Below are 24,524 nucleotides of genomic sequence, written 5' to 3'. Positions count from 1 at the left end.
ATGCCGCCGTCCGCATGGAATCGCCTGGGTCGCTACCGAGCCAGCTCGGCCTCCTCGTCGAGGTGCCCGAGCTTGTACGGGTTCGCGATCGAGAAGATGCGCGTGATGCGCCCGTCCTCGATCTCGAAGCTGATCGAGCCGGCGAGCGCGCCGTCGACCTCGCCGCGGATCGCGGGGTGCCCGTTGACCCACGTCGGCCGCGCCTCGAACGGCAGGCCGAGCTTCGCGAGACCGCCGAGCAGGTAGCGGGCGATCTTGTCGGCACCGACGATCGGGCGTGGCGCCGCGCCCTTCACGAAGCCGCCGCCGTCGGCGACCGAGACGACGTCGGGCGCGAGCACGTCCATGAGGCCCTGCAGGTCGCCCGAGTTCACGGCCGCGACGAATCGCGCGACGACGGCCTCCTGCTCGGCCCGATCGACCGCGACGCGCGGCCGCCTCGCGGCGACGTGCGCCTTCGCGCGGTGGGCGATCTGGCGCACCGCGGCCGTCGTCTTGCCCACCGCGTCGGCGATCTCGTCGTACGGCACGTCGAACACCTCGCGCAGCACGAACACCGCCCGCTCGGTCGGCCCGAGCGTCTCGAGCACGGTCAGCATCGCGATCGAGACGCTCTCGGCGAGCTCGACGTCGTCGGCCACGTCGGGGCTCGTGAGGAGCGGCTCGGGCAGCCACTCGCCGACATACGACTCGCGCCGGCGCGACCGGGTGCGCAGCTGGTTCAGCGCCTGGCGCGTGACGATCCGCACGAGGTAGGCCCGCTCGTCGCGCACCTCCGTACGGTCGACGGCGTTCCAGCGCAGCCACGACTCCTGCAGCACGTCCTCGGCGTCGGCCGCCGAGCCGAGCATCTCGTACGCGACGGTGAAGAGCAGCGCACGGTGGGTGACGAACGGGTCGTCGGTCATGATGCCGAGCCTACGACCTCGGCCGAGGCATCGGCGCGCGTCGCGATCGGCGGCAGCTCGCACGCGTCGGCGTAGCCCTCCGAGTGGATGCCGAGGGCGACGTTCATGCGCGAGCTCATGTTCATGAACGCCACCTTCGCGGTGAGCTCGATGAGCGCGGCCGGGCCGAGCTCGTCGAGGAGCGCGGCCGACAGCTCGTCGGTGACGGCGGGCGGGGTCTGGCTCATCGCCTCGGCGTACTCCATGACGTTGCGTTCGAGGGGCGAGAAGACGGATGCCTCGCGCCACACCGGCACCTGACGGGCCTTCGCCTCGTCGAGCCCCTCGTTGTGCGCCTTGTAGTAGTTGAAGTCGAGGCACCAGCTGCAGCCGATGGTCGCCGCCGTCGCCATCACGGCGTAGCTCGCCAGGTTCCGGTCGAGCTCGTCGAGCGCCTCGATCTTGCGGCCGATGCCCATCGAGGCGCGCATGAGCGCGGGGTGATGCGCGAGCACGCCCATCGAGTCGGGCACCCGGCCGATCATTCGCTTCGCTGCGGCCTTCACGACCGCGCCGAAGACGCCCGTGAGCTCGGTCGGCGGAATGCGGGTCTGGGTGGTCATCGTGTCCTCCTGCGATCGTCGACGGTCCGGGGTTCGGTTCCCGGGATCATCCCGTCGCACATGAAGACACCGGCCGGCGCGGGCGTGTGACATCCGCCGGGCATCGATGTTTCGACCTCGGGCGAAACGATGCGACCGTATCGTCGTGCGGTGACCTCTTCATCAGCTGACATGGATTCGCCCGCGACCCACGGCGGGCACCTGGTCGTCGAGCCGAGCATCCTCTACTTCGGGACTCCGGTCGTGCTGATCACGACGACGAATCCCGACGGGACGTGCAACCTCGCTCCGATCTCGTCGGCCTGGGCCCTCGACCGGACGCTCGTGCTCGGCCTCGGTGCCGACGGTCGATCGGCGGCCAACCTCCTCGAACGACCCGAACTCGTCGTGAACGTGCCGTCGCCCGAGTCGTGGGAGCAGGTCGAACGGCTCGCGCCGCTGACGGGCATGTTCCCCGTGCCCCCGTCCAAGCCGTCGGGGATGCGATTCGAGCCCGACAAGTTCGCGGCGGCCGGCCTGACCCCGATGCGGTCGACGACGGTCGGCCCGCCGCGGGTGGCCGAATGCCCGTTGCAGCTCGAGGGGACGGCCGTCGGCCTGCGCGCCGGATCGGCGGGCGGTTTCATGATCGTCGAGGTCGCCGTGAGCATGGTCCATGCCGCCTCCGACATCGTGGTGCCCGGCACGAATCACCTCGACCCGGGAAGGTGGAGTCCGCTGATCTACAACTTCCGGCACTACTTCGGACTCGGGAAGCAGCTGGGGCATTCCTCCCGCTCCGAGACCCCGACGGGCGGGCAGCGTGCGACGCGCGATCCGTCGGGCGAGACCTCGGCGGTCGGAGCATCCCGGCGGTGATCCAGTACGGCAGCGCCCGTCACGCCGCGGCGTGGCAGAGGCGGCGACGCACCCAGCCCGAGGCCTCCGACTGCTCGAGCTCGCCCGAGCGGATCGCACGCGCGAACTCGATGGCCTCCTCGCTCAGCCGGCCGTCGGCCGTGTCAGGACCGTCGCGCAGCACCGCGACGGTGAGCCACCTCGTGAGCCGACCCCCGATCCGTGCCGTGACCGCCACGGTGCCGGCGAAGTGCCGCGCCTGTCCGTCGGTCTGATCGTCGACGAGCCGGCGGAACCCGCGGCCGCTGAGCCGGTTGCGGCCGCCGCTCGCCGCGTCGAACACCCAGAGCGGTCCGCGTCGGACTCCGGCGATCCGGCCGAGCTCCGTGAGGAACCGCCGGTTCGAGTAGCCGTGGTCGGCGAGGCGGGCGATCGAGTCGGCGAGGGCGGCGCAGGCGTCCATCCCCTCACTGTACGAGGGCGGGCGGTGTCTCGTCCGACGGCGCCTCCGAGGCCGGGGCTGCCTCCGTCAGCGGCAGCGCATCGCCGAGGATCGGCGCGAGCGCCGACCGTGCCGGACCGAGGTACCGGCCGAGTTCGGCCCGCCCGTAGCGGATCGGCACCGGGGCCGTGCCCTTGGCCGGGTACATCTCGTACTCGTCGCGCAGGGTGCCGAGGAAGTGGGGCCCGAGCGCCGGGGCGGCGCCGGCGATGACGACCTCCTGGGGGTCGAGCAGGGCCGCCATGATGCGCAGGGCCCGCGACAGCGCGCGGGCGCCGACGGCCATGCGCTCGCGGGAGTCGGCGGTCGAGGCGAGCAGGCTCGTGTCGTGCCCGTCGAGCTCGTCGGTGTAGGCGTCGCCGAGCATCGCGCTCATCGAGGCCGCCGACTCGAGGCATCCCGACAGGCCGCACCGGCACGTCGCGCGGTCGCCCTCGAAGACCACGCGGACGTGGCCGATCTCGCCGGCCCGCCCGGTCGCGCCCGACATGAGCGTGCCGCCGTTCGTGACCGCGGCGCCGACACCCTCGCCGAGGTGCACGACGAGCCGGATCACGCCCTCCCCGGCGTCGGCGGCCTCCGTGAGCGCCTCGGCGTCGACGTCGTTGACGACCGAGGTCGGCGCGCCGATCGCCTCCTCCAGCAGGCTCGCGAGCGGCACGCCGAACCAGCCGAGCTGCACGCTGTCGACGACGACCCCCTCGGCCGTGACGCCGGGCACCTGCACGCACGCGGCGAGCACCCGCGACTCGACGCCCCGCGTGATCTCGCGGACCGCGTCGACGACCGCCTCGACCTCCACCCCGCCGGCGTGGTCGACCCGACGGCTCGCGACGGTGCGGCCGGCGAGGTCGACGAGCGCGGTGTCGACGGCCCGGGTGCGCACGACCGCGACGACGATGAGGTGGGTGTCGCCGTCGATCTCGAGGCGGGTCGCGCGCTTGCCGCCGGTGCTCTCGGCGGGCCCGGTCTCAGTGACGAGGCCGACCTCGATGAGCTCGGCGACGAGCGACGACGCGGTCGCCGAGGTGAGGCCGGTGCGCCGCGCGATGACGGCCCGGGTCACGGGGGCGGGTTCGCGCGCGATGAGCGCGAGCGCCCGGAGCAGGTTCTCGCGGCGGATCACCGTCTGGGCGTCGGGCAGCCCGGTGCTCGCGAATCGGCGCAGGAGAGCGGATCTGCGCTGCGGGCTGGCGGTGCTCACGGTCATCGTCTCCTCGGTCGGGCGAAACGGTCGCCGGCCGCGCTGCCGGGCACGAGAACATCTTGCCCCTTGACGCGTCCACAGCGATCGCCTAGGTTCGACCCAACTTAGTTTACTAAGTCAACAAAGTGGGCCGGATGCACGGATCTCCTCCGTCGCACGGGTCCCGCGGTCGGGGATTGGCCGCGGGACTCCCCCGCTCCGTCAGCGCGCCCTACCGCCGATCCGCGGTGCTGCGCGCCGTCGGGCGCGGCGACGACTCCGTGCCTCGGGCGACACGACGATCGTCGAGAAGTTGGAGGCAATGATGCAATCAATTCGCAAGACGCTGGCCACGGCAGGAGTCTGCGCCGTCGCCCTGGCCGGGGTGCTCGTCCCGCTCCCCGCCGCTGCGGCCCCGCCGACGGGACCGCTGCCCGCCGTGAGCCCGACCCCGCAGTCGATCGACCGCGCGGGCTCCGACCTCAACGTGCCGGGTCGCGTCGAGCTCGTCGTCGACGACGGCACCGACGCCGCGGCGCTGGCCGCGCTTCGCGAGACCCTCACCGAGCACGGCGTCGATCGCATCGACGAACGCACCACGCGCTCGGGGCGGGCCCCGCTCACGATCGGGCTGGGTGCGGCGTCCCGCAGCGACATCCGATCGGTGCTCGGCGAGACCGAGGTGCCCACGCACGCCGAGGGCTATGCGATCCGGGCCGATGCCTCCACGGGTCCGCTCGGCACCGTCGCGCTCGGCGGCGTCGACGCGGCCGGCCAGTACTACGCCGTGAAGACGCTCGAGCAGCTGTTCGTGCCGAAGGACGACGGCGGGTACCGCATCGCCGGTGCCGCGGTGAGCGACTTCCCCTCGATGCCGCTGCGCGGCACGATCGAGGGCTTCTACGGCGAGCCGTGGTCGCACGACGAGCGGCTCGACCAGCTCGAGTTCTACGGCGACGTCAAGGCGAACACCTACATCTACGCCCCGAAGGACGACCCGTACCACCGCGACAAGTGGCGCGACCCGTACCCCGCCGACAAGCTCGCCGAGCTCGGCGACCTCGTGCAGGCCGCGACCGCGAACCACGTTCGCTTCACCTTCGCGCTCTCGCCCGGCAACACCGTCTGCTACTCGAGCGACGCCGACTACGAGGCGCTCACGGGCAAGCTGCAGCAGATGTACGACCTCGGCGTGCGGGCCTTCAACATCCCGCTCGACGACATCGACTACGCGCGCTGGCACTGCGACGGCGACCGCACCGCGTTCGGCGCCCCGAGCGGGCGCACCGCGGGCATCGCGCAGGCCTCGTTCCTCGACCGCGTGCAGAAGGAGTTCATCGAGACGCACGAGGGGGCGTACCCCCTGCAGATGGTGCCGACCGAGTACTACAACACCACCGACTCGGGCTACAAGACCGCGCTCCGCGGCATGGACGAGGACGTCGTCGTGATGTGGACCGGCGAGGGCGTCGTGCCGCAGGAGGTCACCGTCGCGCAGGCGCAGAAGGCCGCGACGGTCTTCGGCGGCCCGACGTTCCTGTGGGACAACTACCCGGTGAACGACTACGGCCAGACCTCGGGCCGCCTGCTGCTCGCCCCGTACGACAAGCGCGAGGCCGGCCTCGGCGAGTACCTCTCCGGCATCGTCTCGAACCCGATGAACCAGGCCGCCGCCAGCAAGATCGCGATCTTCGGCGTCGCCGACTTCACCTGGAACGACGAGGCCTACGACGCCGGCGAGAACTGGTCGCAGGCGCTGCGCTACGTCGCGAACGGGGATGCCTCGACGGCCGCTTCGCTCCGCGTCTTCGCCGACCTGAACCACCTCGCCCCGAGCTTCGGAGCGCCGTGGCAGCCGCAGTCGCCCGAGCTGAACGCCCGCATCACGGCGTTCTGGGAGAGCTGGGAGGCCGGCGACAAGGCCGGCGCCGTCGCCGAGCTCCGCGAGTACGCCGTCGCCGTCAGCGAGGCGCCCGACGCGATCCGCAGCGGCCCGACCGACCCCGCCTTCCTCTCCGACGCGAGCCCGTGGCTCGACGCGACGGCGCTCTGGGGCGAGTCGACGGTCGAACTGCTCGACGCGGTGCAGGCGCGCCTCGACGGCGACGAGGCGGGCTCCGACGAGCTCGCGGCTTCGGCGAAGGCGACTGCCGCGCAGGCCGCCGCGGTGCTCGTCGACCCGCCCGACAACACGTGGGGCAAGGCCAAGGTGCGCATCGCCGACGGCGTGCTCGACGTCTTCCACGGCCGCATCGGCTTCACGCTCGCCATGTGGGACGCCGGTGACGTCGTCAACGTCGCGCCGAAGGGCACGGCGACCGCGTCGAGCGTCGAGGTGCCGCAGTTCGGCGCCGCGAACGTCAACGACGACAAGCCGTCGACCCGCTGGGCCTCGGGCTACACCGACGACTCGTGGGTGCAGGTGAAGCTCGCCGAGCCGACGGTCGTGCGCGGCGTCACCCTCAACTGGGAGTCGGCCTGCGCGAACGCCTACGAGCTGCAGACCTCGACCGACGGGGTGACCTGGACGACGATCCGCACCGTCGACGACTCGACCTGCGGGCTCGACCTCTTCACCTTCGACGAGGCCGACCCGGTGCAGTACGTGCGCATGCAGGGCATCGACCGCAAGACCACGTGGGGCTACTCGATCTGGGAGTTCGGCATCTACGCGGCGAAGTGAGGCCGACGACGAACTGAGGCGAAGCGCCCTCCCGCTCGATCGAGCGGGAGGGCGCTTCGCGTCTCGGCGCTCACGCAGAGCCCCGGCGTCGGGCCCCGACGTCGGGCGCCGGCGTCGGGCCCCGGCGTCGAGCCCCGGTCACGATCTCGGCTCGCTGCGGCTGGGGGCTCCTCATTCGGGCCTGTGCCAGTTCCGCCTCATCGTGAGGCGGAACCAGCACAGCCGTACGGGAAGGTCCGGAGCGTTCGGGTCGCCTCACGGGCATTCGCAGCGGGAGCGTCGGCGCGCCGGAACGCGCAGCCGGCTCGCAGGGAGCGAGCCCTCAGCCGAGCGGCGCGTACCTCGCCGCGATGATGCCCGAGTCGGAGACCTGCGTGTCGAGCAGCCGCAGCCCGACCGGATGCGGCGAGCGCAGCCGGTCCTCGGCATTGCCGACGATGAACGGGTGGATGCCCGCGTGCACCTCGTCGACGAGGCCGGCGTCGACGAGCGCGGCGGCGACCCCGCCGTACCCGTGCGAGATGATCGAGTCGTACCGCTCGAGGAGCCCCCGCACGTACTCGGCGAGATCGCCCTCGATGAGGGTGCAGTTCCAGTCGAGGGGGCCGGTCAGCGTCGTCGAGGCGACGAACTTCGGCAGCGCGTTGTAGTGCGCCGCGAAGCCGCGCTCGTCGGTCTGCGCGGGCCAGTACTCGCGGAAGAACTCGTAGCTCCGGCGGCCGAGCAGCACGGCGTCGGCGCCGAACACGAGCTCGTCGCTCGCCCGCTGCAGGCCCGGGTCGTTCTCGTCGAACCAGTGCTCCATCTGGTCGAACGCCCCGTCGAGCGTCATTTCGAAGGAGATCGTCACGTTGCCCATGCGCCCCAGCATGCGCCTCGGGTCGCCGGATGTCACGGACGATCGGCCGCAGCGACCTCCACGCGGGACTCGAGGCCGAGGTAGGCGGCGTATCGTGCCGCCGCGTCGTCGAGGGCGGCCTGCTCTGCCCCCGCGAGGGCGCGATACGGTCGCACCGCGAAGGTCACGGCCTTGCTCGTCACCGTGCGCTTCATCGCCCCGAGCAGCTGCGCGTCGACCAGCGCCATGCCGATCGCCGTCTCCCTGGCGCGGGGAACGACACCCTCGCCGTCGAGCACCCAGCGCGAGTCCTGATACCCGCGGTACATCTCGTCGAGCACCTGCAGCAGGTGGCCGGCCGGCTCGACGGAGTTCGGCGGCCCGCCCGGCGCGTGCCAGAAGGTGCGTCCGTCGTGCTCGAACGAGTCGAGCCGGTCGGCGACCGCGGCGAGGCCTCGGCGGACATCGGTCACGGTGAGGGTCGCCCAGTACGCGAGGTCGCGTTCGGTGGCCGGCCCGTGCGAGGTGAAGTAGCGCAGCGCGAGTTCGGCGAGCGCCTCGTCGCGGTCGAGGCGCCGCGGGCCGGGCACCCGATCGGCGAACAGCGCGTAGCTGTGTTCCCCGTCGCGCGGCACACCGCTGCACACCAGTCCGAGCACCTCGAGGCGCCCGAGCAGCAGCATGAGCTGCTGGCCGGTGAGCTGATCGCCACGGGCGGCGAGCGCCTCGGCGAGTTCGCCCCTGGTGCGGTCGGGTGTCTCGTCGAGCATCGCCACCACGGCGTCGCCGAGCGCGTCGACGCGGTCGCCGAGCGGTTGCAGCTGCTGCTCGAACACCGGCATCACGCGGGGCGCCGTGAGCTCCTGCAGCCACTGCGCGTCCTCCGCGCGCACGTAGTGCCAGGTCGATCGCAGCACGTGGATCCGCAGCACGCGCCCCTCGGCGAGCGCGGCCGCCAGATCGCGTCGGTCGGGGGTCGTCGTACGCGTCGCGACCGCCCAGGCCGACTGCGACGGGTTCTCGGCCTGCACGGCGGTGAGGGCGCCCACCACCTCCTCGGCGCTGTGGACGGGAGCGGCGAGCAGCTGCGAGCGCAGCCGCCAGCGGGCGAGATCGCGATCGGTGAGCACCATTGCAGCGTATTTGCGATGCCCCGGCGAGACCAGCGCACCGCCCGCGCAGGGCGAGAGGATCCCTCGCGCTGGTTCCGGCTACAGCGCCCCGGTCGCCGGCTTCTCGACGACCCGCCCGCCGCCCTCGAACACGAGCAGGCGGTCGGCGAGCTTGTCGACGAAGAATCGGTCGTGCGACACCACCACGACCGCGCCGGGGAAGTGCGTGAGCGCCCGCTCCATGACCTGCGTCGACGTGATGTCGAGGTGGTTCGTCGGCTCGTCGAGCACGATCACCGCCGCCCCCGAGAGCAGGCACTGGGCGATCGCCACGCGCGCCCGCTGGCCGCCCGAGAGGGTGCCGATCTTCTGCTTCAGGTCGTCCTCGGAGAACTGGAGCATCGCGAGGAACCGGCCCACGCTCTTCTTCGTCGCCGTGAACGCGAGCGAGTCGGGGTAGGCGTTCACCGCGTGCCCCACGGTGTCGGTGAGGTCGAGCTCGGCGTACACCCGGTTGTACGAGACGAAGCGGGCGCCCTTCGCCCAGCGCACGCTGCCCGAGTCGGGCTCGGTCTCGCCCGCGAGCACGTCGAGCAGCGTCGACTTGCCCGAGCCGTTCGAGCCGATCACCGCGACGCGGTCGCCCCGCTGGAGGTCGAACGCGACCCCGTCGAAGAGCGGCTCGCCGCCGAAGCCCTTCGAGAGCCCGGTCACGGTGAGCAGGTCGTTCGAGACCTTCAGCCCGTCGTAGATCGAGGTGATGATCTGGTCGATCGGGCGAGGTGCCTGCCGCTTCTTGATGTCGGCGAGGCGCCGGGCCACGGCGTTCGACGGGTTGCGGGCGGCTTCACGGCGTGCGGTCGACGCGGCCTGCTCGTAGGCGAGCAGCTCCTCCTCGTGGGCGAACTGCTTCTCGAGCATCTTGAGCCGCGACTGCTTGGCGTGCACGTAGGCCGAGTAGTCGCCCTCGTACTCCTGGAGGCGGTAGTTCTCGACCTCGATGATGCGGTCGACCACCCCGTCGAGGAACTGCCGGTCGTGCGACACGACGAGCACGGCGCCCGCGAACGACTGCAGCCAGTTCTCGATCCACTTCACGCCGTCGAGGTCGAGGAAGTTCGTCGGCTCGTCGAGCAACAGGACGTCGGGCGCCTGCACCAGGATCTGCGCGAGCGCGGCCCGGTTGCGCCACCCGCCCGAGAGGCGGTCGACGGGCAACGCTCGGCGTTCGGTGTCGAAGCCGAGACGGGTGAGCACGGTGTCGATCGTCGTCTCGTAGGTCCAGCCGCCGATGTGGTCCATGCGCTCGAACAGCTCGCCCTGCTCCGTGAGCAGTCGCGTCATCTCGTCGTCGGCCATGGGCTCGGCGAGCGCGAGGCCGATCTCGTCGAGCCGGGCCTGCGTCTCGTGCACGTCGGCGAAGTGGGCGCTCAGCGTCTGCTGGATGCTCTGCTCGCCGTCGAGCTCCGAGAACTGCGAGAAGTACCCGATCGTGGTGCCGAGCGTGACGTCACGGGTGCCGCCCGAGGGTTCGCGTCGGCCGAGCACGACCTCGAGCAGCGTCGTCTTGCCGGTGCCGTTCTTGCCGATGAGGCCGACGCGGTCGCCCTGCTTGAGCTTGAGGAACGCCTCCTTCAGCACCGGCCGTCCCTCGATGTCGATGCTCACGTCGTTCAGGCGGATCAGGCTCACGGGCGTCCTCGATTTCGGGGTGCGGTGCGTTGCGCAGGGGGCGAGAGTCGGCGAGACGGATGCCTCGAGCCGGCGTCGAGTCTATCGACGGCGCCTGCGCGCCCCCTCGAAGTGCCGTGCTCGTTCGTGATGCGACGGCAGCATGGCGAGGTCGGGAGGGGTCGGGTTGGTCGGGCCGTCGACGTGCCGGAACGCCGGGGTGCGAGGATCGGACGCATGCCGACACCGCAGCCGACCCCGCAGCCCACGCCGATCGATCTCGAGACCTGGCCGCGCCGCGAGACGTTCGAGCACTACCGGCACCGCGTGCCCTGCACGTACGCGATGACGGTCGAGCTCGACGTCACGGCGTTCGTCGCGGCGCTGCGAACCTCGTCGCGCAAGACCTACCCGGCGCAGATCTGGGCGATCGCGAACGTCGTCAACCGGCACTCCGAGTTCCGCATGACGCTCACCGACGACGGCCGGCCGGCGACGTGGCCGGTCGTGCATCCGGCCTTCACGGTGTTCAACCCCGCGCGCGAGACCTTCGCCGCGGTCTCGGTGCCGTACGACGCCGACTTCGGGCGGTTCCACGACACCGCGACCGAGGTGCTCGCGAGCGCGTCGACGGCGACCGAGATGTTCCCGCAGGGCGGCCTGCCGGCGAACGGCTTCGACGTGTCGAGCATCCCCTGGGCGAGCTTCACGGGCTTCACCCTGCAGATCGACGGAGGCTCGAACCACTTCGCCCCGATCTTCACCCTCGGCCGCTACGTCGAGCGTGCGGGGCGCACCCTGCTCCCCTTCGCGGTGCAGATCCACCACGCCTCGGCCGACGGGTTCCACACGGCCCGGCTGATCGTCGAGCTCGAGGCGCTCTTCGCCGACCCGTCGTGGGTCGACGGCTGAGGCGACCCGACGCATCCGGCCGCCTCGCGACTGTACGAACGCGTCACCGGCCCGACGTCGAGGTCATCGAGGCCCGGCGCGACCGCGTCGAGGTGCGCACCGACGCCGACCTCGAGACCGTCGAGCCGCCCCGGTCCTGATGGCTCACACCCACCCGGCCAGGTGCGACACCTGCTCGGCGACGAGCACCACGGCGAGCACGATCATGGCGGCACCCGACACCCGGGAGACGATGCGCATCGCCGAGGGCCGCAGGCGCAGCACCGCTCGCGCCCCGAGGCCGACCCCCGTGTAGACCAGCGCGCAGCAGCCGACGAAGAGCAGGCCGAGCACGGCCAGCTGCACCGGGATCGGCCACGACCCCGCGGCATCCGTGAACTGGGGCAGCAGCACCACGAGCACGAGCAGCCCCTTCGGATTGAGCCCGCTGACGCCCGCGCCCTGCGCGAGTCGCCGCCACGGGCGGTCGGAAGCCACGGCGGGCGGCCGACCGTCGAGGTCGCCGCCCGCCGCAGCGCCCCCAGCGCTCGCAGCGCCCCCAGCACCCCCAGCACCCGCAGCGCCCGCGGGCGCGACGACGACCGGCGGGTCGCGCAGCACCCGCACGCCGAGGTGGATCAGGTACGCGGCCGCCGCGAAGGTGAGCGCGACGATCACCGCAGGCACCGCCGCGACCGCCGCGCCGACGCCGACCGCGACGGCGGCGACGATCGCGAGGTAGCCGAGGAGGACGCCGGCGAGCGGGGGCACGATGCTCCGCCCGCTCGCGCCCGCCGCGATGAGGTACGCCCAGTCGGGGCCCGGCAGCAGCACCATGAGCGTCATCATGACCGAGCACGCGAGCAGCAGTTGCACGTCCATGGCGGGGCCTCCTTCGTTTCGGACTCCTCGAAGGTAGGCGAATCGCGAGGGAAGCCGCTGCTGAATTCCACTTCTCAAGATCGCGCGCGTGGAAGAATCCACCCCATGGATGCCACTGATCGGAGAATCCTTGCTGAACTGCAGCAGGACGGACGCCTGAGCCTCACCGAGCTGGCCGAACGCGTGCAGCTCAGCATGTCGCCGACCCACCGCCGTCTGCGCGCGCTCGAGGAGGCGGGCGCGATCACGGGCTATCGGGCGGTCATCGACCCCGAGCGGGTCGGGCTCGGCTTCGGCGCGCTCGTGTTCATCACCATGGACCAGGCGAATCGCGCGACCGTGCCCGCGTTCGACGCCGCCGTGGCCGAGATCCCCGAGGTCATCCAGGCGCTGCGCCTGTTCGGCGACCCCGACTACCTCCTCCGGGTCGCCGTGCCCGACCTCGCGGCGTACCAGCGGCTGTGGGACGAGCGACTCTCGGCGCTTCCGGGCGTGCGACGCGTCGAATCGACGCTCGTCATGAAGACCATCGTCGACGATCGGCCCCTGCCCATCTGAGGCGTTCGATCCGGACGCATGGATCGTTTGGGACGCTTGACTGGGACGCGCGTCCCACAATACGCTGCGAGCCATCGAGCAAGGAGGCTCACATGGCGCACCACGTTCACTCGAGATCCGCCGCAACACCGCTCGCCGAAGGCCGGCGACGACGCTCCATCCGCTCCGTCCTCGGCATCGCCGCGATCGGCGCTCTGCTCCTCACCATTCCCGCCGCCCCGGCGTCCGCCGCCGAGAACTGGTGGGACGCCCCGAACCGCCCGGCCGTCGACGTCGAGCTCAACGTCACGGGGGCCCCGATCACGGGCGCACCCGGCGGCGAGGTACGGGGATTCATCGACTCGCACACGCACCTCAACTCGAACGAGGGCTTCGGCGGCCGCATGATCTGCGGCGCCCCGTTCTCGCCGAACGGGGTCGCCGACGCCCTGAAGGACTGCCCCGAGCACTACCCCGACGGGCGCGGCGCCCTCTTCGAGATGCTCACGAGCGACCCCGACGGCACGCACGACCCCGTTGGCTGGCCGACGTTCGCCGACTGGCCGAAGACTACGTCGATGAGCCATCAGGCCTCGTACTACGCCTGGGTCGAACGCTCCTGGCGAGCCGGCCAGCGGGTGCTCGTCAACGACCTCGTCACGAACGGGGTGATCTGCTCGCTGCCGATCATGCCGAAGGACCGCTCGTGCGACGAGATGACCGCGATCCGGCTCGAGGCGCAGAAGGCGCGTGAGATGGAGTCGTACATCGACGGCATCTACGGCGGGGCGGGCAAGGGCTTCTTCCGCATCGTCACGACGCCCGAGCAGGCGCGCGACGTGATCGAGGACGGCAAGCTCGCCGTCGTGCTCGGCGTCGAGATGAGCGAGCCGTTCGGCTGCAAGATGATCCTCGACGTCGCCCAGTGCTCCAAGGCCGACATCGACCGGGGGCTCGACGAGTTCGAATCGCTCGGCATCTCGAGCATGTTCCTCTGCCACAAGTTCGACAACGCGCTCTGCGGCGTGCGGTTCGACACCGGCACGCAGGGCACGATCATCAACGTCGGCCAGTTCTATTCGACCGGCACCTACTGGCAGACCGAGGCATGCACGGGCCCGCAGCACGACAACCCGATCGGCAACGCCGAGGTGCCCGAGCAGCTGCCCGGCGCCGACCCGCCCACGTACCCCGAGGGGGCCCAGTGCAACACCCGCGGGCTCACCTCGCTCGGCGAGTACGCCCTGCGCGCGGTGATGTCGCGCAACATGATGGTCGAGCTCGACCACATGAGCGTGAAGGCCGCGGGGCGCGCCCTCGACATCCTCGAGGCCGAGGACTACCCCGGCGTGCTCTCGAGCCACAGCTGGATGGACTCGAACTGGTCCGAGCGCCTGTACCGGCTCGGCGGGTTCAAGACCGGCTACCCGCACGACGCCGAGGGCTTCCTCGACGAGTGGCGCGACACCGCGGCGCTCCGCGCGGAGTACGGCAAGGGCTACGGCTTCGGCCTCGACTTCAACGGCGTCGGCAGCCACCCTGCCGGCGGCACCGCCCCCGTCGCCGTGTCGTACCCGTTCACGGCCGCCGACGGCAGCACCGTCGTCGACCGCCAGGTCAGCGGCCAGCGCACCTTCGACATCAACACCGACGGATTCGCCCACTCGGGCCTCGCACCCGACTACATCGAGCAGCTCCGGCTCGCGGGCGGCGGCGACGAGCTCGTCGACGACCTGATGTCGGGCGCCGAGTCGTACCTGCAGACCTGGGAGGCGACGCGCGGCCACGAGAGCTCGCAGAACCTCGCGACCGGCAGGGCCGCGACGTCGAGCTCGAGCGAGTGGAACCCGTTCACGAGCTTCGCGCCCGGCCGGGCGGTCGACGGCAAGGCCGACACCCGCTGGGCGAGCGGCAACTGGGGCACGAGCCCGCAGTGGCTGCGCGTCGACCTCGGCGAGTCCCGCCCGCTCAGCCGTGTGACCGTGACGTGGGAGCGTTCGGCCGCGAAGGCGTACGAGGTGCAGCTCTCCGACGACGGGCAGAGCTGGCGCACGGTCTGGTCGACCACCACCGGAGACGGCGGACTCGACACGGCGTCGTTCGCGCCGACGAGCGCCCGGTACGTGCGGGTGCACTGCACCGAGCGCACCACGAAGTACGGCTACTCGATCTGGGAGCTCGGCGTCTTCGGAAGCTGACCCCCTCGGCATCGCGGGCCCGGCGACGTCGTCGCCGGGCCCGCTTCGCGTCGTCGGCATCTCCGCGCCAGCACGGATGCTCCGCACCCGCGCCGCACCTACGCTGCCTCCATGAGCGGCTCGACGTCGCACCACTACCTCGTCGCGCTCGCCGACGGGGGCGGCACGGTGCCCGCCGAGCTCGGCGTCGCGCGCCGGCTGGTGGATCGCGGCCACCGGGTCACCGCGCTCGTCGACGAGTCGATGGCCGGCGCGAGCCGGGCGACCGGGGCGGCGGTGCACCTCTGGAGCGCCCGGCCGAGCACCGAGTTCCGCGACTGGGCGATCAGGAACCCGCTCGAGCTCGCGAAGAGCATGTCGGAGCACTACCTGACGGGCCCGGCCCCGGGCCACTCGGCCGACACCCTCGCCGCGATCGACTCCGCGCGTCCCGATCTCGTCGTGACGACCTTCTTCACGCTCGGCGCGATGATCGCGGCCGAGGCGCGATCGGTGCCGTTCGACGTGCTCATGCCCAACGTCTACATCGCTCCGGTGCCTGGCCGTCCGCCCGGCGGAGCCGGGATGCGCCCGATGCGGGGCCCGATCGGCAGGGTGCGCGATCGACTGGCCGGTTCCGCCACCACGAGACTGCTCGATCGCTACACGGTCGAGCCGCTGAACCGGGTTCGGGCGCGCAACGGCCTCGAGCCGATCGAGCACACCTGGGACCAGCTGCACCGCGCGCGCCGGGAGCTCGTGCTGACGACCGCCGAGTTCGAGTTCCCCGGCGACTACCCCGCGAACGTGCGCTTCGTCGGCCCGGTGCTCGACGACCCCGCATGGGCCGTCGCCGAGCACTTCGCACCGCCCGACGGCGATGCGCCGCTCGTCCTCGTGGCGCTCTCGTCGACCTTCCAGAACCACGCCGACTGCCTGCAGCGCATCGCCGACGCGCTGCGCACCCTGCCGGTGCGCGGGTACATGACGACCGGGCCAGCCATTCCGCCCGAGCTGATCGACGCGCCGGGCAACACGGTCGTCGTGGCATCCGCGCCCCATCGCGAGGCGATGCGCCACGCACGCGTCGTCGTGACGCACGGCGGTCACGGCACGGTCATGAAGGCGCTCGCCGCCGGCCTCCCGCTCGTGGTGCTGCACCACGGCCGCGATCAGGCCGACAACGCCGCCCGCGTCGTGAAGCGGGGCGCGGGCGTGGCCGTGCCGCGGCGTGCGCCGGCCGACGAGATCGCCGCGGCCATCGAGAAGGTGCTCGCGAACGACCGGTACCGGCTGGCCGCGGCCCGCCTCGGCGAGGCGATCAACCGGGATGTCGCGGCGAACACCCTGCTCGACGAGCTCGGGAGCCTCGCCCCGGTCACAGCCCCTCCGCGATCTCCTTGATCGCGGCCAGGCGGCGCTCCCACTCGCGGCCGATGGCGTCGAGCCGTGCCGCGGTCGCGCTCAGCGACGAGCCGAGCACGCGGTAGCGCACCTCGCGGCCGACCCGCACGGGTTCGACGAGGCCGACCTCGGCGAGCACCGCGAGGTGCTTCGCGATCGCCTGGCGGGTCACGGGCAGCCGCTCGGCGAGGGCCGATGCCGAGGCATCCCCCTCGCCGAGCGCCGCGAGGATGCTCCACCGCGTCTCGTCACCCAGGGCGGCGAACACGGGAACCAGCGTCGCTGAGCTCATGCGTCGCCCTCGAGCAGGGCGACGAGCTTGTCGAGTTCGGAGACCCAGCCGTCGGCGTGCTCGGTCATGTTGAACTTCGGGTCGCTCGTGCGGTCGAACCCGGTCTCGACGACCGTGAGCTCGGTGCCGCCGTCGACCTCGTCGAGGGTGAACGTGAAGACGGTCGTCGTCGCCTCGTCGATGCCCTCGGGCCGTCGGGGCTGTGCGTCGTCGTTGCCCCAGCGGTACGAGACCGAGCGCGGGGCGTCGATCGCCTCGACGCGCAGCGGGATGACGCCGTACCCGTCGAACGTCATCGTGCCGGTGGCGCCGGCGCCGGCCCCGTCGAGCACGGTCTCGCCGAACCAGCGCGAGATGTGCTCGGGTTCGGTGACGGCGCGCCACACCTTGTCGAGGGGCGCGGCGATGCGGATCGTGCGTCGAACCGTGAAGGCCCCTTCATCGATGACGGATGCTTCGTTGCGGGTCATGCTCACCATGATCGCGCTCCTTCCGGCGAATGCCGTGGTGGATGTCTCGGCGATCGTGCGATCACCTGCAACTCAAGAGTTGCACACCATTCGTCGGGACGCAACCCTTTGGTTGCATTTACTCACGCCACCCGAAGGACCACGCTCCCGCGCTTGCGGCCGCCGTCGACGTAGCGGTGCGCCTCGACCACCTCGTCGAGATCGACGACGCGATCGATCACCGGTCGCAGCGCCCCGGTCTCGGCGAGCGCAGCCAGCCGCTCCATGCCCGCGGCATCCATGCGGCCGCCCTCGTGGTCGACGACGAGCCCGCTGCGACGCGACTGCCGCTTCGCGAAGAGGAGCCCGTGCAGGTCGAGGATCACGAGGAGCAGCGCACCGCCCGGCCGGAGGAGGTGCGCGACCCGCTCGAAGGGGGCGTTGCCGACGCATTCGACGATGACGTCGTAGCGGGCCGCCGCGCCCGGCGCCGCGAAGTCCTGCTTCGAGTAGTCGATGACGCGGTCGGCGCCGAGCGAGCGCATGAGCTCGGCGTTGCGGCCGCTCGTGACCGCCGTCACCGTGGCGCCCCGGGCCGCGGCGAGCTGCACCGTCGCCGAGCCGACCGCGCCGGAGGCGCCGTTCACGAGCACCTCGCTGCCCGGGCCGACGTCGACGCGATCGAGATAGCGCAGCGCCGTGTGCCCGCCGAAGACGATCGCCGCGGCCTCCTCGAACGAGAGGTTCGCAGGCTTGCGCGCGACCTGGCCGTCGGCGGCGATCGTCACGTACTCGGCGTGGCAGCCCATGCGCGAGCCGCGCATCACGACGACCTCGTCGCCGACGGCGAAGCGCTCGACCCCGTCGCCGACCGCCGCGACGACGCCGGCGGCGTCCATGCCGAGCACGCGCACCTTCGGTCGGAACAGCCCGACCGTCGGCGCCACCATCAGGCTGAAGCCGCGCGGTAGCCGGCGCGAGCGCATCCGCTCGTCGGCGACGCTCACGCTTGCGGCCCGCACCCGCACGAGCAGCTCCCCCGGGCCCGGTTCGGGTCGCGGCAGCTCGACGAGGCGCACGACCTCGGGCGGGCCGAATCGATCGATGCGGGCGGCGCGCATCGTCGCGGGCGGCCGCCCGCCCGTCTCACGGGGCGATTCGACAGGCTCGCCCTGACGGCCCGTGGTGTCCTGGTGCGATCCGATGGACATGCGATGCTCCCTTACGTCGTAAGTCTTACGAGGTAAGATACGCCGTGAGAGGACGCCCGTCCAGACCCCCGCCGAGCTACCTGACGCTGTACGGTGAGACCATGCCGAGAACCGCCGAGCGCACTCCGCTCAGTCGCGAACGCGTGCTGCAGACCGCGATGCAGCTCGCCGACCGCGACGGCCTCGACCGGCTGACGATGCGCGCCCTCGCCGACGAGCTCGGCGTCGAGGCGATGTCGATCTACTACCACCTGCCCAACAAGCCGGCGATCCTCGACGGCCTCATCGAGCAGGTCTTCGCCGAGATGGCGGCCGAGACGGGCGGCTTCGCGCCGCCCCCCACGGATGCCTCGACCTGGACGGCCGCCCTGCGCTCGCGCATCCTCACCGCGCGCCGGGTGCTGCTGCGGCATCCCTGGGCCCCTGCCCTCATGAACGTGCGCGGCACCCCCGGCACGCTCGCGATCGCCTACGCCGACGGCGTCGTGGGCATCATGCGCGGCGGCGGGCTCACGCACGACCTCATCCACCACGGGCTGCACGCCATCGGCAGCCGAATGTACGGCTACGTGCAGGAGCTCAACGACGACAACGCCGCCGAGCCGCCCGCCGACCCCGCGCAGTTCGCCGCCCTCGCGCCGCACCTCGCCGCGATGCTCGCCGACGTCGTGCACGACGACCCCGATTCGACGCTGGGCTGGTGCGACGACCAGACCGAGTTCGAGTTCGGGCTCGACCTGGTGCTCGAGGGGCTCGAGCGCCGACGCGCCGCCGAGGCGTCGCCGCGGCGCTGACGCCCGCTGACGCGCGCCAGATGCTGCACCCCGACGCGACTCCGGCTCCCTAGGCTGTGCGAGTGACCTCGGCACCCGAACCCACCCGGCCGTCGCTCGCGAAGCAGCTCCTCTGGGCCGGGCTCGCCGTCGGCGTCGGGGTGCCGCTCTGCCTCGGCGCATGGATCGGGCTCGTGCTCGCGGGCGACCGCCTCGGCTGGGGTCTCACCGCGGACGGGATCTTCGCGTGGCTCACGGCCGCCCTCGTCGCGCTGGTGCTCTGGCCGATCGCGATCCGCGGCGCGCGGCGTCAGCTCTGGCACGCCCGTGGCAGACGGCCGGGCGAACCCGTGCGCTGGGGCGCCGAGCCGACCGCGCCCGTGCCGAAGGAGCAGCTCTCAGCCCGCGAGCGCTGGGCGCGCGCGGCGATCGTGACGATCGGCGCGGTGACCCTCCTCGCGCTCTGCGGGCCGCAGCCGGTGACCCTCGCACTCCTCGACGGCCTCGACGCCGCGAGCGCGGGCGCCCGATCATGGTGGCTCGCGCTGCAGTTCGGGGCGTTCCTGCTGATGCTCGCGGTCGTCCTTCCCGTGGTCCGGGCGACGGATCGGGTCATCCGGCGCCACGAACGCGACGACCCCGCCCGTGAGCGGCTCGAACTCGCGCAGAGCTGGTACCTCGGGGCGGCGATCGCCTGGGTGATGTGCGCGATCGTCGGGTTCCTGATCGCCTTCCTGATCCTGCGGTACCTGCCGTACCTGTAGCGCTCGGCGTTCCCGACGCACTTCGGGCGGGGAGCCGACGCGGGGCACCGTGATCCCCGCATCCCCGCCTCGGGTTCGAGGAATTCCTGCCAATGATCCCGCGCCCGACGACGGGGCCCGTTCGAGGAGGGACGCGGATGTTAGCGTCCGATGACACCACACCCGGGTGTCGTCGGACGAAGGAGGAGCACGCAATGAGCATCATCGAGTCGCCACGGTCCACGGCAGGCGACGTCCGCGAGCAGCGTCCGACCGATCCGGCCGTCGACCACCTGCCGACCGACTTCCGCGCGGCGTTCGACGCGTTCGCGGCCTACCTCGCGCAATGCCTCGACGTCTCCGGTGAGCGCGCGCTCGGCGCGACGCTCGACGACCTGGCCGCGTGCCTGGAGCAGGCCCACGCCGACGGCCGTTCGGTCGGCGAGTTCGCCGGCGACGACCCCGCCGCCGTCGTGGACGCCCTGCGTGCGCATCACACCGCCGGCCGGGAGTCGGCGAGGCTGCGCGCCGAGCTGCGGCGCGCGATCGATGCGATCGGGCCGGCCGACGGCTGACCCGTGCCCGACCGAGGACCCGGGGCGATGCCCCGGGTCCTCGGTCGTCGTTGCGGTCGAGCGTCGCAGTTTCAGGCCGCGAGCCGCCCCACCGCGCGCGCCCGGATGAGCACCGCCTGTCCGTCGCTGTACGCGACGGGGAGTTCCTCGATCGCGACGACCTCGACCGTCGCCGGGTCGGCGCCGGCGAGTCGTGCACGGTCCACGGCCTCGGTCGAGGCGTCGGCGCGCGCGGCACGCCGGTCGGCGCGGGGCCCGTCGAGCCGATAGATCTTCTCGATCTGGCCGGCGATCTCGCCGAGCGCGGCACCGACGGCGTTCGCCGCACCGAAGTGATCGGGGCGGATGAGCGTGCCGACGCCGTCGAGCTCGTCGGGGGCGATGATGCTGCCGCCGCCCACCAGGATCACGGGCACGGGCGCGGCACTCGGCTTCATGCGGTCGATGGTGTCCTCGAGGAGCTCGCGGATCGCCGCCCACGCGGCGCGTGCCTGCCCTGGGTCGACGGCGGGCGCTTCGATTCCGTCGAGGCGCACCCCTCCGACCGTGAGCGCGACATCGGTCGCGGTGAGGGTCGAGCCGCCGAAGGCGAGCGCCTCCTCGGGCAGCCGGTATCCGACGCTGTCGGGGCCGAGCACGATCCGGCGCCCGGAGTCCGTCGGCTCCGTGCGCACGATCGTGCCGCCGCCGAGGCCGACGGAGAGCACGTCGGGCATGCGGAAGTTCGTACGGATGCCGCCGATCTCGACCGCGTGCGCCGACTGCCGCGGGAACCCGTCGACGAGCACGCCGATGTCGGTCGTCGTGCCGCCGATGTCGACGACGAGCGCGTCGCTCGCACCCGAGAGGTGCGCCGCTCCGCGGATCGAGTTCGTCGGCCCGCAGCCGATCGTGAGCACCGGGAACTCGAGCGCGTACTCGAGCTGCATGAGCGTGCCGTCGTTCTGCCCGAAGTAGGGCGTCGCGTCGATGCCCCTCGCCTGCAATGCGGCGACGAAGCCCGTCGCCATCTGCTGCAGCGTCCGCATGAGCGCCGCGTTGAGCACGGTCGCGTTCTCGCGCTCGAGCAAGCCCAGCGAGCCGATCCGGGCCGAGCGCGAGACGGGCACGCCGAGCTCCTCGGCGACGATCTCGGCGACCCGCTCCTCCTGGCGTTCGTCGACGGGCGAGAACACGCCGACGACGGCGACCGCGTCGACCTCGCCCCGCATGCGCCGGCAGGCCTCGCGCACCTCGTCCTCGTCGAGGGCGGCGAGCAGACGCCCGTCGACCTCGAACCCGCCGTGCACGACGTGGGCGTGCTCGCCGATCGCACGGCGCAGCTCGTCGGGCCAGCCTTCGAGCGGCGGCACCGCCGTCGTCGCGGGTGCGCCGAGGCGCAGGACGCCGACCCGGCCGAGGCCGCGCCGTTCGACGATCGCGTTCGTGCAGTGCGTGGTGCCCAGCATGGCGTGCGTCACGAGCGACGGGTCGATGCCGGATGCCTCGAGCACCGCATCGATCGCCGCGGCCACGCCCTCGCCGGTGTCGGCCGTCGTCGGCCGCTTCACCGACGCCACGACGGCGAGTCGCTCGTCGAGGATGACGGCGTCGGTGTTGGTGCCGCCGACGTCGATGCCGATGCGGTACGCGCCCGCGCTGATCCCAACCATCACGCGGCCTCCTTCCGCTCGTTCCGACGTCGGGTGAGCCGCTCGACGGGCTGCCACTCGACGTCGTAGCCGAAGTGGGCGGGTCCCGCGTTCTCGAGCCCGACCGGAGTGCGCCACTTCTCGTGGCAGGGCATCGCGACGACCGCCACGCGGGCGCCGTACCGCAGCGCCTCGGTCGTGATCGGCTGCCCCGTCGCGAGGTCGAGCACCGAGATCAGGTCGGGGGTCACGGCCGCGAGCTCGCCGTCGCGCCGGGCGAGCAGCATCTCGTTCTGGAAGTCGAGCCGGAACCCGGCGCCCCGGTCGGCGCCGACGCCCTCGAGCTCGGCAGCCCCGCGGGTGAAGCCGCCCTCGACCTGCCGCTGCAGGTCGGCGACCTTGCCGTCGAAGAGCCGCACGCCGCCGAGCTCCGCGCAGAGCGCGTCGATCTTCTCGTCGTCGCGGAGCTCGACGCCGCCGGCACCGCGACCGAGGAGGATGGCACCGATCCGCTTCGCCGCGGTGAGCGTCGCCGGGATGGCGCATTCGCGCACGACGGCGCCGCCGTAGGCGTAGTCGATCATGGTCGCGGCGCCGCCCATCTCGACGGTCGCCGCGCGGGCGAGCCGTTCGGACCAGGCCCCGTCGACGGGGCGGCTGACGACCTCGTTGCCGTGGTGGTCGACGAGCACCGTCGCGCCCGGCCCGTAGCCCGCGAGGTGGAAGGTCACCATCTGCGCCTCGGGGAACGCGCGGCCCATCGCGTCGCCGTCGACGACCGGCAGCCCGGCGAGCGCCGCGGCGGCGATCGGGATCATCGAGTTGCCGCCGCCGACCTCGATCGGCATGACCGCGGTCGGCACGCGCCGGGTCGCTCCCTCGATGGCCCGGAGGGCTGCGGTCAGCTCGGATTCGGCCTGGATGCGCTCGACGCTCACCGACGGCGCGCCGATGCCGCCGATCGGCACGACGAAGTCGCCGTCGTCGAGTTCGTCGACCTCGATGAGGCGCACCGGGCCGTGCAGCCGGATGAGTCGCTTGGCGATGAGGGAGCCGACGTGCGGGTCGCCGCCGCCCCCGGTTCCGAGCACCGCGGCGCCGAGGGCGATCGCGTCGACGTCGGCCTCGGTGATGAAACGCTCGCTCATGCGGTCGCCTCTCCGCTGGTGCGGGCGGTCTCCCGTGGCTCCGCGGCTCCGCTCGGCTCGTCGTCGTCGGCAGCGGTGGGCGCTGAGGCATCCTCGCCCGTCGGGTCGGCACCGGGCAGCTCGCGGTGCCGCAGCGGCGCGAGCGCCAGGTAGACGACGAAGCCGGCGAGCAGCCCGTCGAGGGCCGAGATCGTCGTGATCGAGGCCCAGCCGAAGCCGAGGCCGTCGGCGGGATTCGTGGTCGCGAGCGCGACGAGGATGCCCGCCGCCCAGGCGACGACCGACCACACGTCGACCGTCGGCACGGCGGCGCCCGGCGTGAAGCGCGAGCCGCGGCGGCCCGTGAGGTACGCCGCGAGGTAGACCCCGCCGTACGGTGCGATGACCACGCCGATGGCCAGGATGAAGGGCACGAAGAAGTCGGCCGCACCGAGCACGGCGATGACGATGCCGACGGCGCCGCCGACGATGGTCAGCGTGCGTCGGTTCAGTCGACCGCTGATCGACGAGAAGCTGAGCGCCGCCGAGTAGATGTTGGTGGTGTTCGTCGTCCACTGTGCGAGGATCAGCACCACGACGGCGACGAGACCGAGCCCGAGCGTGAAGTAGATGGTCATGAGCTCGGACTGGTCCATGACCCGGGCGAGCAGGATCGCGACGACGATGATGATCGAGTTGCCGAAGAAGAAGCCGACGAAGCCCGCCGCCATCGCCTGTCGCGGCGTCTTCGCCCAGCGCGCCATGTCGGGCGCCGAGACGACGCCGAGGATGAAGATGCCCATGACGAGCGACACCGCGCCGCCGAAGGTGATCGTCGCCTCGACCGGCGCGTCGAGGCCGCCCGTGCCGAACTCGGCGAACGCGACGACGACGCCGACGACGAGCAGCAGGAGCAGCAGCGGAACGGCGAGGGTGCTGAGCCGCGAGATCGACCGGTAGCCCCAGAGCGCGGTGAGCACCATGAGCACGCCGCCGATCGCGGTGAACAGCTGCACCGGGACGTCGAGCCCCGTGAGTTCGGCGAAGGCGATCTGGGCGTTGCTGCCGAAGAAGCCCGCCTGCACCGCGAACCATCCGAGGAGGCTCACGGCGAGGGCGATCGCGAGCACCGCGCCGCCGATCTTGCCGAACACCGCGCGCGAGAGCATCGCGGTCGACAGGCCGGTGGCGGCGCCGACGTACGCGCACGCCATGGCGAGCAGGCCGAGCAGCAGTGAGCCGGTGACGGTCGCGGCGATCGCCGGCAAGAACGACATGCCGGTCGCGAGGGCGACGCCGAGGAAGGCGCCGGAGAGGTCGATGCCGATCGCGATCCAGACGGCGGCGATCGAGATCCAGCTCTTGCGCTGGTCGGCGGGCACGGCTCCGTGCTCGTAGTCGGTGGATTCCATGAGATGTCTTTCGAGGAGACCGTCGCGAACGCTCGCCTCGATGAGGGGCGACGGGTCGGCGGTGATGGGGGTGGGGTGGGG

Annotated in this window: 23 protein-coding genes; 9 read left to right on the top strand and 14 right to left on the bottom strand. The window is 72.0% G+C overall.

What is annotated here, in order from left to right; all coding sequences use genetic code 11:
- Nucleotides 1-32: 32 nt before the first annotated feature.
- Together ACFVTH_RS11840 and ACFVTH_RS11835 are read right to left on the bottom strand one after the other, a co-directional pair.
- Nucleotides 33-908 carry an RNA polymerase sigma-70 factor gene (locus tag ACFVTH_RS11840; RefSeq protein ID WP_387090860.1) on the bottom strand — a complete coding sequence of 292 codons (876 nt, stop codon included), beginning with the start codon at nt 906-908 and terminating at the stop codon, nt 33-35.
- Complete coding sequence (locus ACFVTH_RS11835; RefSeq protein WP_387090858.1) at nt 905-1,510, bottom strand: carboxymuconolactone decarboxylase family protein; 606 nt, start codon at nt 1,508-1,510, stop codon at nt 905-907. Before ACFVTH_RS11835 ends, ACFVTH_RS11840 begins: the two co-directional genes overlap by 4 nt.
- A 150-nt stretch (nt 1,511-1,660) precedes the next feature.
- On the opposite strand from ACFVTH_RS11835, the gene ACFVTH_RS11830 reads away from it, so the two are divergent.
- Nucleotides 1,661-2,368 carry a flavin reductase family protein gene (locus ACFVTH_RS11830; protein WP_387090855.1) on the top strand — a complete coding sequence of 236 codons (708 nt, stop codon included), beginning with the start codon at nt 1,661-1,663 and terminating at the stop codon, nt 2,366-2,368.
- Between the two features lie 19 nt (nt 2,369-2,387).
- Here ACFVTH_RS11830 and ACFVTH_RS11825 read toward each other — a convergent pair whose 3' ends face one another.
- The gene (locus ACFVTH_RS11825) at nt 2,388-2,810 is read right to left on the bottom strand and encodes a hypothetical protein (RefSeq protein WP_387090853.1); all 423 of its coding nucleotides are present in this window, start codon (nt 2,808-2,810) and stop codon (nt 2,388-2,390) included.
- Nucleotides 2,811-2,814: 4 nt separating this feature from the next.
- Nucleotides 2,815-4,053 (bottom strand): ROK family transcriptional regulator, encoded by a 1,239-nt coding sequence (locus ACFVTH_RS11820; RefSeq protein WP_387090850.1) that lies wholly within the window; start codon nt 4,051-4,053, stop codon nt 2,815-2,817.
- Nucleotides 4,054-4,357: 304 nt separating this feature from the next.
- On the opposite strand from ACFVTH_RS11820, the gene ACFVTH_RS11815 reads away from it, so the two are divergent.
- Nucleotides 4,358-6,718: a beta-N-acetylglucosaminidase domain-containing protein gene (locus tag ACFVTH_RS11815; RefSeq protein ID WP_387090847.1), complete on the top strand. Its 2,361-nt coding sequence runs from the start codon at nt 4,358-4,360 to the stop codon at nt 6,716-6,718.
- 322 nt (nt 6,719-7,040) lie between these two features.
- On the opposite strand, the gene ACFVTH_RS11810 is transcribed toward ACFVTH_RS11815, so the two are convergent.
- The 3 genes from ACFVTH_RS11810 to ACFVTH_RS11800 all read right to left on the bottom strand — a co-directional run bounded on the left by ACFVTH_RS11810 (nt 7,041) and on the right by ACFVTH_RS11800 (nt 10,360).
- Nucleotides 7,041-7,577: a dihydrofolate reductase family protein gene (locus ACFVTH_RS11810; RefSeq protein ID WP_387090844.1), complete on the bottom strand. Its 537-nt coding sequence runs from the start codon at nt 7,575-7,577 to the stop codon at nt 7,041-7,043.
- A 32-nt stretch (nt 7,578-7,609) separates the two neighbouring features.
- Nucleotides 7,610-8,686, bottom strand: coding sequence for a winged helix DNA-binding domain-containing protein (locus tag ACFVTH_RS11805; RefSeq protein WP_387090841.1), 1,077 nt, complete (start codon nt 8,684-8,686; stop codon nt 7,610-7,612).
- A gap of 81 nt (nt 8,687-8,767) precedes the next feature.
- Nucleotides 8,768-10,360 (bottom strand): ABC-F family ATP-binding cassette domain-containing protein, encoded by a 1,593-nt coding sequence (locus ACFVTH_RS11800; RefSeq protein WP_387090837.1) that lies wholly within the window; start codon nt 10,358-10,360, stop codon nt 8,768-8,770.
- 216 nt (nt 10,361-10,576) lie between these two features.
- On the opposite strand from ACFVTH_RS11800, the gene ACFVTH_RS11795 reads away from it, so the two are divergent.
- A complete protein-coding gene (locus ACFVTH_RS11795; protein ID WP_387090834.1) occupies nt 10,577-11,251 on the top strand; it encodes a CatA-like O-acetyltransferase in 675 nt (224 codons plus the stop codon).
- A gap of 144 nt (nt 11,252-11,395) precedes the next feature.
- Here ACFVTH_RS11795 and ACFVTH_RS11790 read toward each other — a convergent pair whose 3' ends face one another.
- Entirely contained in the window at nt 11,396-12,112 is a 717-nt protein-coding gene (locus tag ACFVTH_RS11790; RefSeq protein WP_387090831.1) for a LysE family translocator, read from the bottom strand.
- 105 nt (nt 12,113-12,217) lie between these two features.
- Between ACFVTH_RS11790 and ACFVTH_RS11785 the strand changes: the two genes are divergently transcribed.
- From ACFVTH_RS11785 to ACFVTH_RS11775, 3 genes are all read left to right on the top strand, one after another.
- On the top strand, nt 12,218-12,670 hold the full coding sequence (locus ACFVTH_RS11785) for an Lrp/AsnC family transcriptional regulator (RefSeq protein WP_386938219.1): 453 nt from the start codon (nt 12,218-12,220) through the stop codon (nt 12,668-12,670).
- Nucleotides 12,671-12,762: 92 nt separating this feature from the next.
- Entirely contained in the window at nt 12,763-14,847 is a 2,085-nt protein-coding gene (locus ACFVTH_RS11780; protein ID WP_387090828.1) for a discoidin domain-containing protein, read from the top strand.
- Between the two features lie 111 nt (nt 14,848-14,958).
- On the top strand, nt 14,959-16,230 hold the full coding sequence (locus ACFVTH_RS11775) for a glycosyltransferase (protein WP_387090825.1): 1,272 nt from the start codon (nt 14,959-14,961) through the stop codon (nt 16,228-16,230).
- On the opposite strand, the gene ACFVTH_RS11770 is transcribed toward ACFVTH_RS11775, so the two are convergent.
- The 3 genes from ACFVTH_RS11770 to ACFVTH_RS11760 all read right to left on the bottom strand — a co-directional run bounded on the left by ACFVTH_RS11770 (nt 16,205) and on the right by ACFVTH_RS11760 (nt 18,182).
- Nucleotides 16,205-16,522, bottom strand: coding sequence for an ArsR/SmtB family transcription factor (locus ACFVTH_RS11770; protein ID WP_386938224.1), 318 nt, complete (start codon nt 16,520-16,522; stop codon nt 16,205-16,207). The two genes, ACFVTH_RS11775 and ACFVTH_RS11770, sit on opposite strands and share 26 nt — an antisense overlap.
- Nucleotides 16,519-16,992, bottom strand: coding sequence for an SRPBCC domain-containing protein (locus ACFVTH_RS11765; RefSeq protein WP_387090823.1), 474 nt, complete (start codon nt 16,990-16,992; stop codon nt 16,519-16,521). The genes ACFVTH_RS11770 and ACFVTH_RS11765 overlap by 4 nt, the downstream gene beginning before the upstream one ends.
- 122 nt (nt 16,993-17,114) lie before the next feature.
- Entirely contained in the window at nt 17,115-18,182 is a 1,068-nt protein-coding gene (locus ACFVTH_RS11760) for an NAD(P)-dependent alcohol dehydrogenase (protein ID WP_387090820.1), read from the bottom strand.
- 101 nt (nt 18,183-18,283) lie between these two features.
- Between ACFVTH_RS11760 and ACFVTH_RS11755 the strand changes: the two genes are divergently transcribed.
- From ACFVTH_RS11755 to ACFVTH_RS11745, 3 genes are all read left to right on the top strand, one after another.
- A complete protein-coding gene (locus tag ACFVTH_RS11755; RefSeq protein WP_387090818.1) occupies nt 18,284-18,976 on the top strand; it encodes a TetR/AcrR family transcriptional regulator C-terminal domain-containing protein in 693 nt (230 codons plus the stop codon).
- A gap of 62 nt (nt 18,977-19,038) precedes the next feature.
- Nucleotides 19,039-19,719 (top strand): hypothetical protein, encoded by a 681-nt coding sequence (locus tag ACFVTH_RS11750; RefSeq protein WP_387090815.1) that lies wholly within the window; start codon nt 19,039-19,041, stop codon nt 19,717-19,719.
- Nucleotides 19,720-19,913: 194 nt separating this feature from the next.
- On the top strand, nt 19,914-20,273 hold the full coding sequence (locus tag ACFVTH_RS11745) for a DUF1048 domain-containing protein (protein ID WP_387090812.1): 360 nt from the start codon (nt 19,914-19,916) through the stop codon (nt 20,271-20,273).
- 71 nt (nt 20,274-20,344) lie between these two features.
- Here the strand turns inward: ACFVTH_RS11745 and ACFVTH_RS11740 are convergent, their stop codons facing one another.
- The 3 genes from ACFVTH_RS11740 to ACFVTH_RS11730 are packed head-to-tail and all read right to left on the bottom strand — an operon-like array spanning nt 20,345 to nt 24,443.
- Nucleotides 20,345-21,925 carry a hydantoinase/oxoprolinase N-terminal domain-containing protein gene (locus tag ACFVTH_RS11740; RefSeq protein ID WP_387090809.1) on the bottom strand — a complete coding sequence of 527 codons (1,581 nt, stop codon included), beginning with the start codon at nt 21,923-21,925 and terminating at the stop codon, nt 20,345-20,347.
- The gene (locus ACFVTH_RS11735) at nt 21,925-23,052 is read right to left on the bottom strand and encodes a DUF917 domain-containing protein (protein ID WP_387090806.1); all 1,128 of its coding nucleotides are present in this window, start codon (nt 23,050-23,052) and stop codon (nt 21,925-21,927) included. Before ACFVTH_RS11735 ends, ACFVTH_RS11740 begins: the two co-directional genes overlap by 1 nt.
- Entirely contained in the window at nt 23,049-24,443 is a 1,395-nt protein-coding gene (locus tag ACFVTH_RS11730) for a cytosine permease (RefSeq protein ID WP_387090804.1), read from the bottom strand. Before ACFVTH_RS11730 ends, ACFVTH_RS11735 begins: the two co-directional genes overlap by 4 nt.
- Nucleotides 24,444-24,524 lie beyond the last annotated feature (81 nt).

This window comes from Agromyces sp. NPDC058104 (genome assembly GCF_042884835.1).
Lineage (GTDB): Bacteria > Actinomycetota > Actinomycetes > Actinomycetales > Microbacteriaceae > Agromyces.
This window is presented reverse-complemented; position numbering and strand designations above follow the sequence as displayed.

Bases quoted from the DNA above. Each gene is read 5' to 3' on its own strand.
- ACFVTH_RS11840 (WP_387090860.1), bottom strand. From the start codon at position 908: ATGACCGACGACCCGTTCGTCACCCACCGTGCGCTGCTCTTCACCGTC.
- ACFVTH_RS11765 (WP_387090823.1), bottom strand. From the start codon at position 16,992: ATGACCCGCAACGAAGCATCCGTCATCGATGAAGGGGCCTTCACGGTT.
- ACFVTH_RS11760 (WP_387090820.1), bottom strand. From the start codon at position 18,182: ATGTCCATCGGATCGCACCAGGACACCACGGGCCGTCAGGGCGAGCCT.
- ACFVTH_RS11795 (WP_387090834.1), top strand. From the start codon at position 10,577: ATGCCGACACCGCAGCCGACCCCGCAGCCCACGCCGATCGATCTCGAG.
- ACFVTH_RS11790 (WP_387090831.1), bottom strand. From the start codon at position 12,112: ATGGACGTGCAACTGCTGCTCGCGTGCTCGGTCATGATGACGCTCATG.
- ACFVTH_RS11735 (WP_387090806.1), bottom strand. From the start codon at position 23,052: ATGAGCGAGCGTTTCATCACCGAGGCCGACGTCGACGCGATCGCCCTC.
- ACFVTH_RS11770 (WP_386938224.1), bottom strand. From the start codon at position 16,522: ATGAGCTCAGCGACGCTGGTTCCCGTGTTCGCCGCCCTGGGTGACGAG.
- ACFVTH_RS11825 (WP_387090853.1), bottom strand. From the start codon at position 2,810: ATGGACGCCTGCGCCGCCCTCGCCGACTCGATCGCCCGCCTCGCCGAC.
- ACFVTH_RS11815 (WP_387090847.1), top strand. From the start codon at position 4,358: ATGATGCAATCAATTCGCAAGACGCTGGCCACGGCAGGAGTCTGCGCC.
- ACFVTH_RS11785 (WP_386938219.1), top strand. From the start codon at position 12,218: ATGGATGCCACTGATCGGAGAATCCTTGCTGAACTGCAGCAGGACGGA.
- ACFVTH_RS11730 (WP_387090804.1), bottom strand. From the start codon at position 24,443: ATGGAATCCACCGACTACGAGCACGGAGCCGTGCCCGCCGACCAGCGC.
- ACFVTH_RS11775 (WP_387090825.1), top strand. From the start codon at position 14,959: ATGAGCGGCTCGACGTCGCACCACTACCTCGTCGCGCTCGCCGACGGG.
- ACFVTH_RS11780 (WP_387090828.1), top strand. From the start codon at position 12,763: ATGGCGCACCACGTTCACTCGAGATCCGCCGCAACACCGCTCGCCGAA.
- ACFVTH_RS11755 (WP_387090818.1), top strand. From the start codon at position 18,284: ATGCCGAGAACCGCCGAGCGCACTCCGCTCAGTCGCGAACGCGTGCTG.
- ACFVTH_RS11810 (WP_387090844.1), bottom strand. From the start codon at position 7,577: ATGGGCAACGTGACGATCTCCTTCGAAATGACGCTCGACGGGGCGTTC.
- ACFVTH_RS11745 (WP_387090812.1), top strand. From the start codon at position 19,914: ATGAGCATCATCGAGTCGCCACGGTCCACGGCAGGCGACGTCCGCGAG.
- ACFVTH_RS11835 (WP_387090858.1), bottom strand. From the start codon at position 1,510: ATGACCACCCAGACCCGCATTCCGCCGACCGAGCTCACGGGCGTCTTC.
- ACFVTH_RS11740 (WP_387090809.1), bottom strand. From the start codon at position 21,925: ATGGTTGGGATCAGCGCGGGCGCGTACCGCATCGGCATCGACGTCGGC.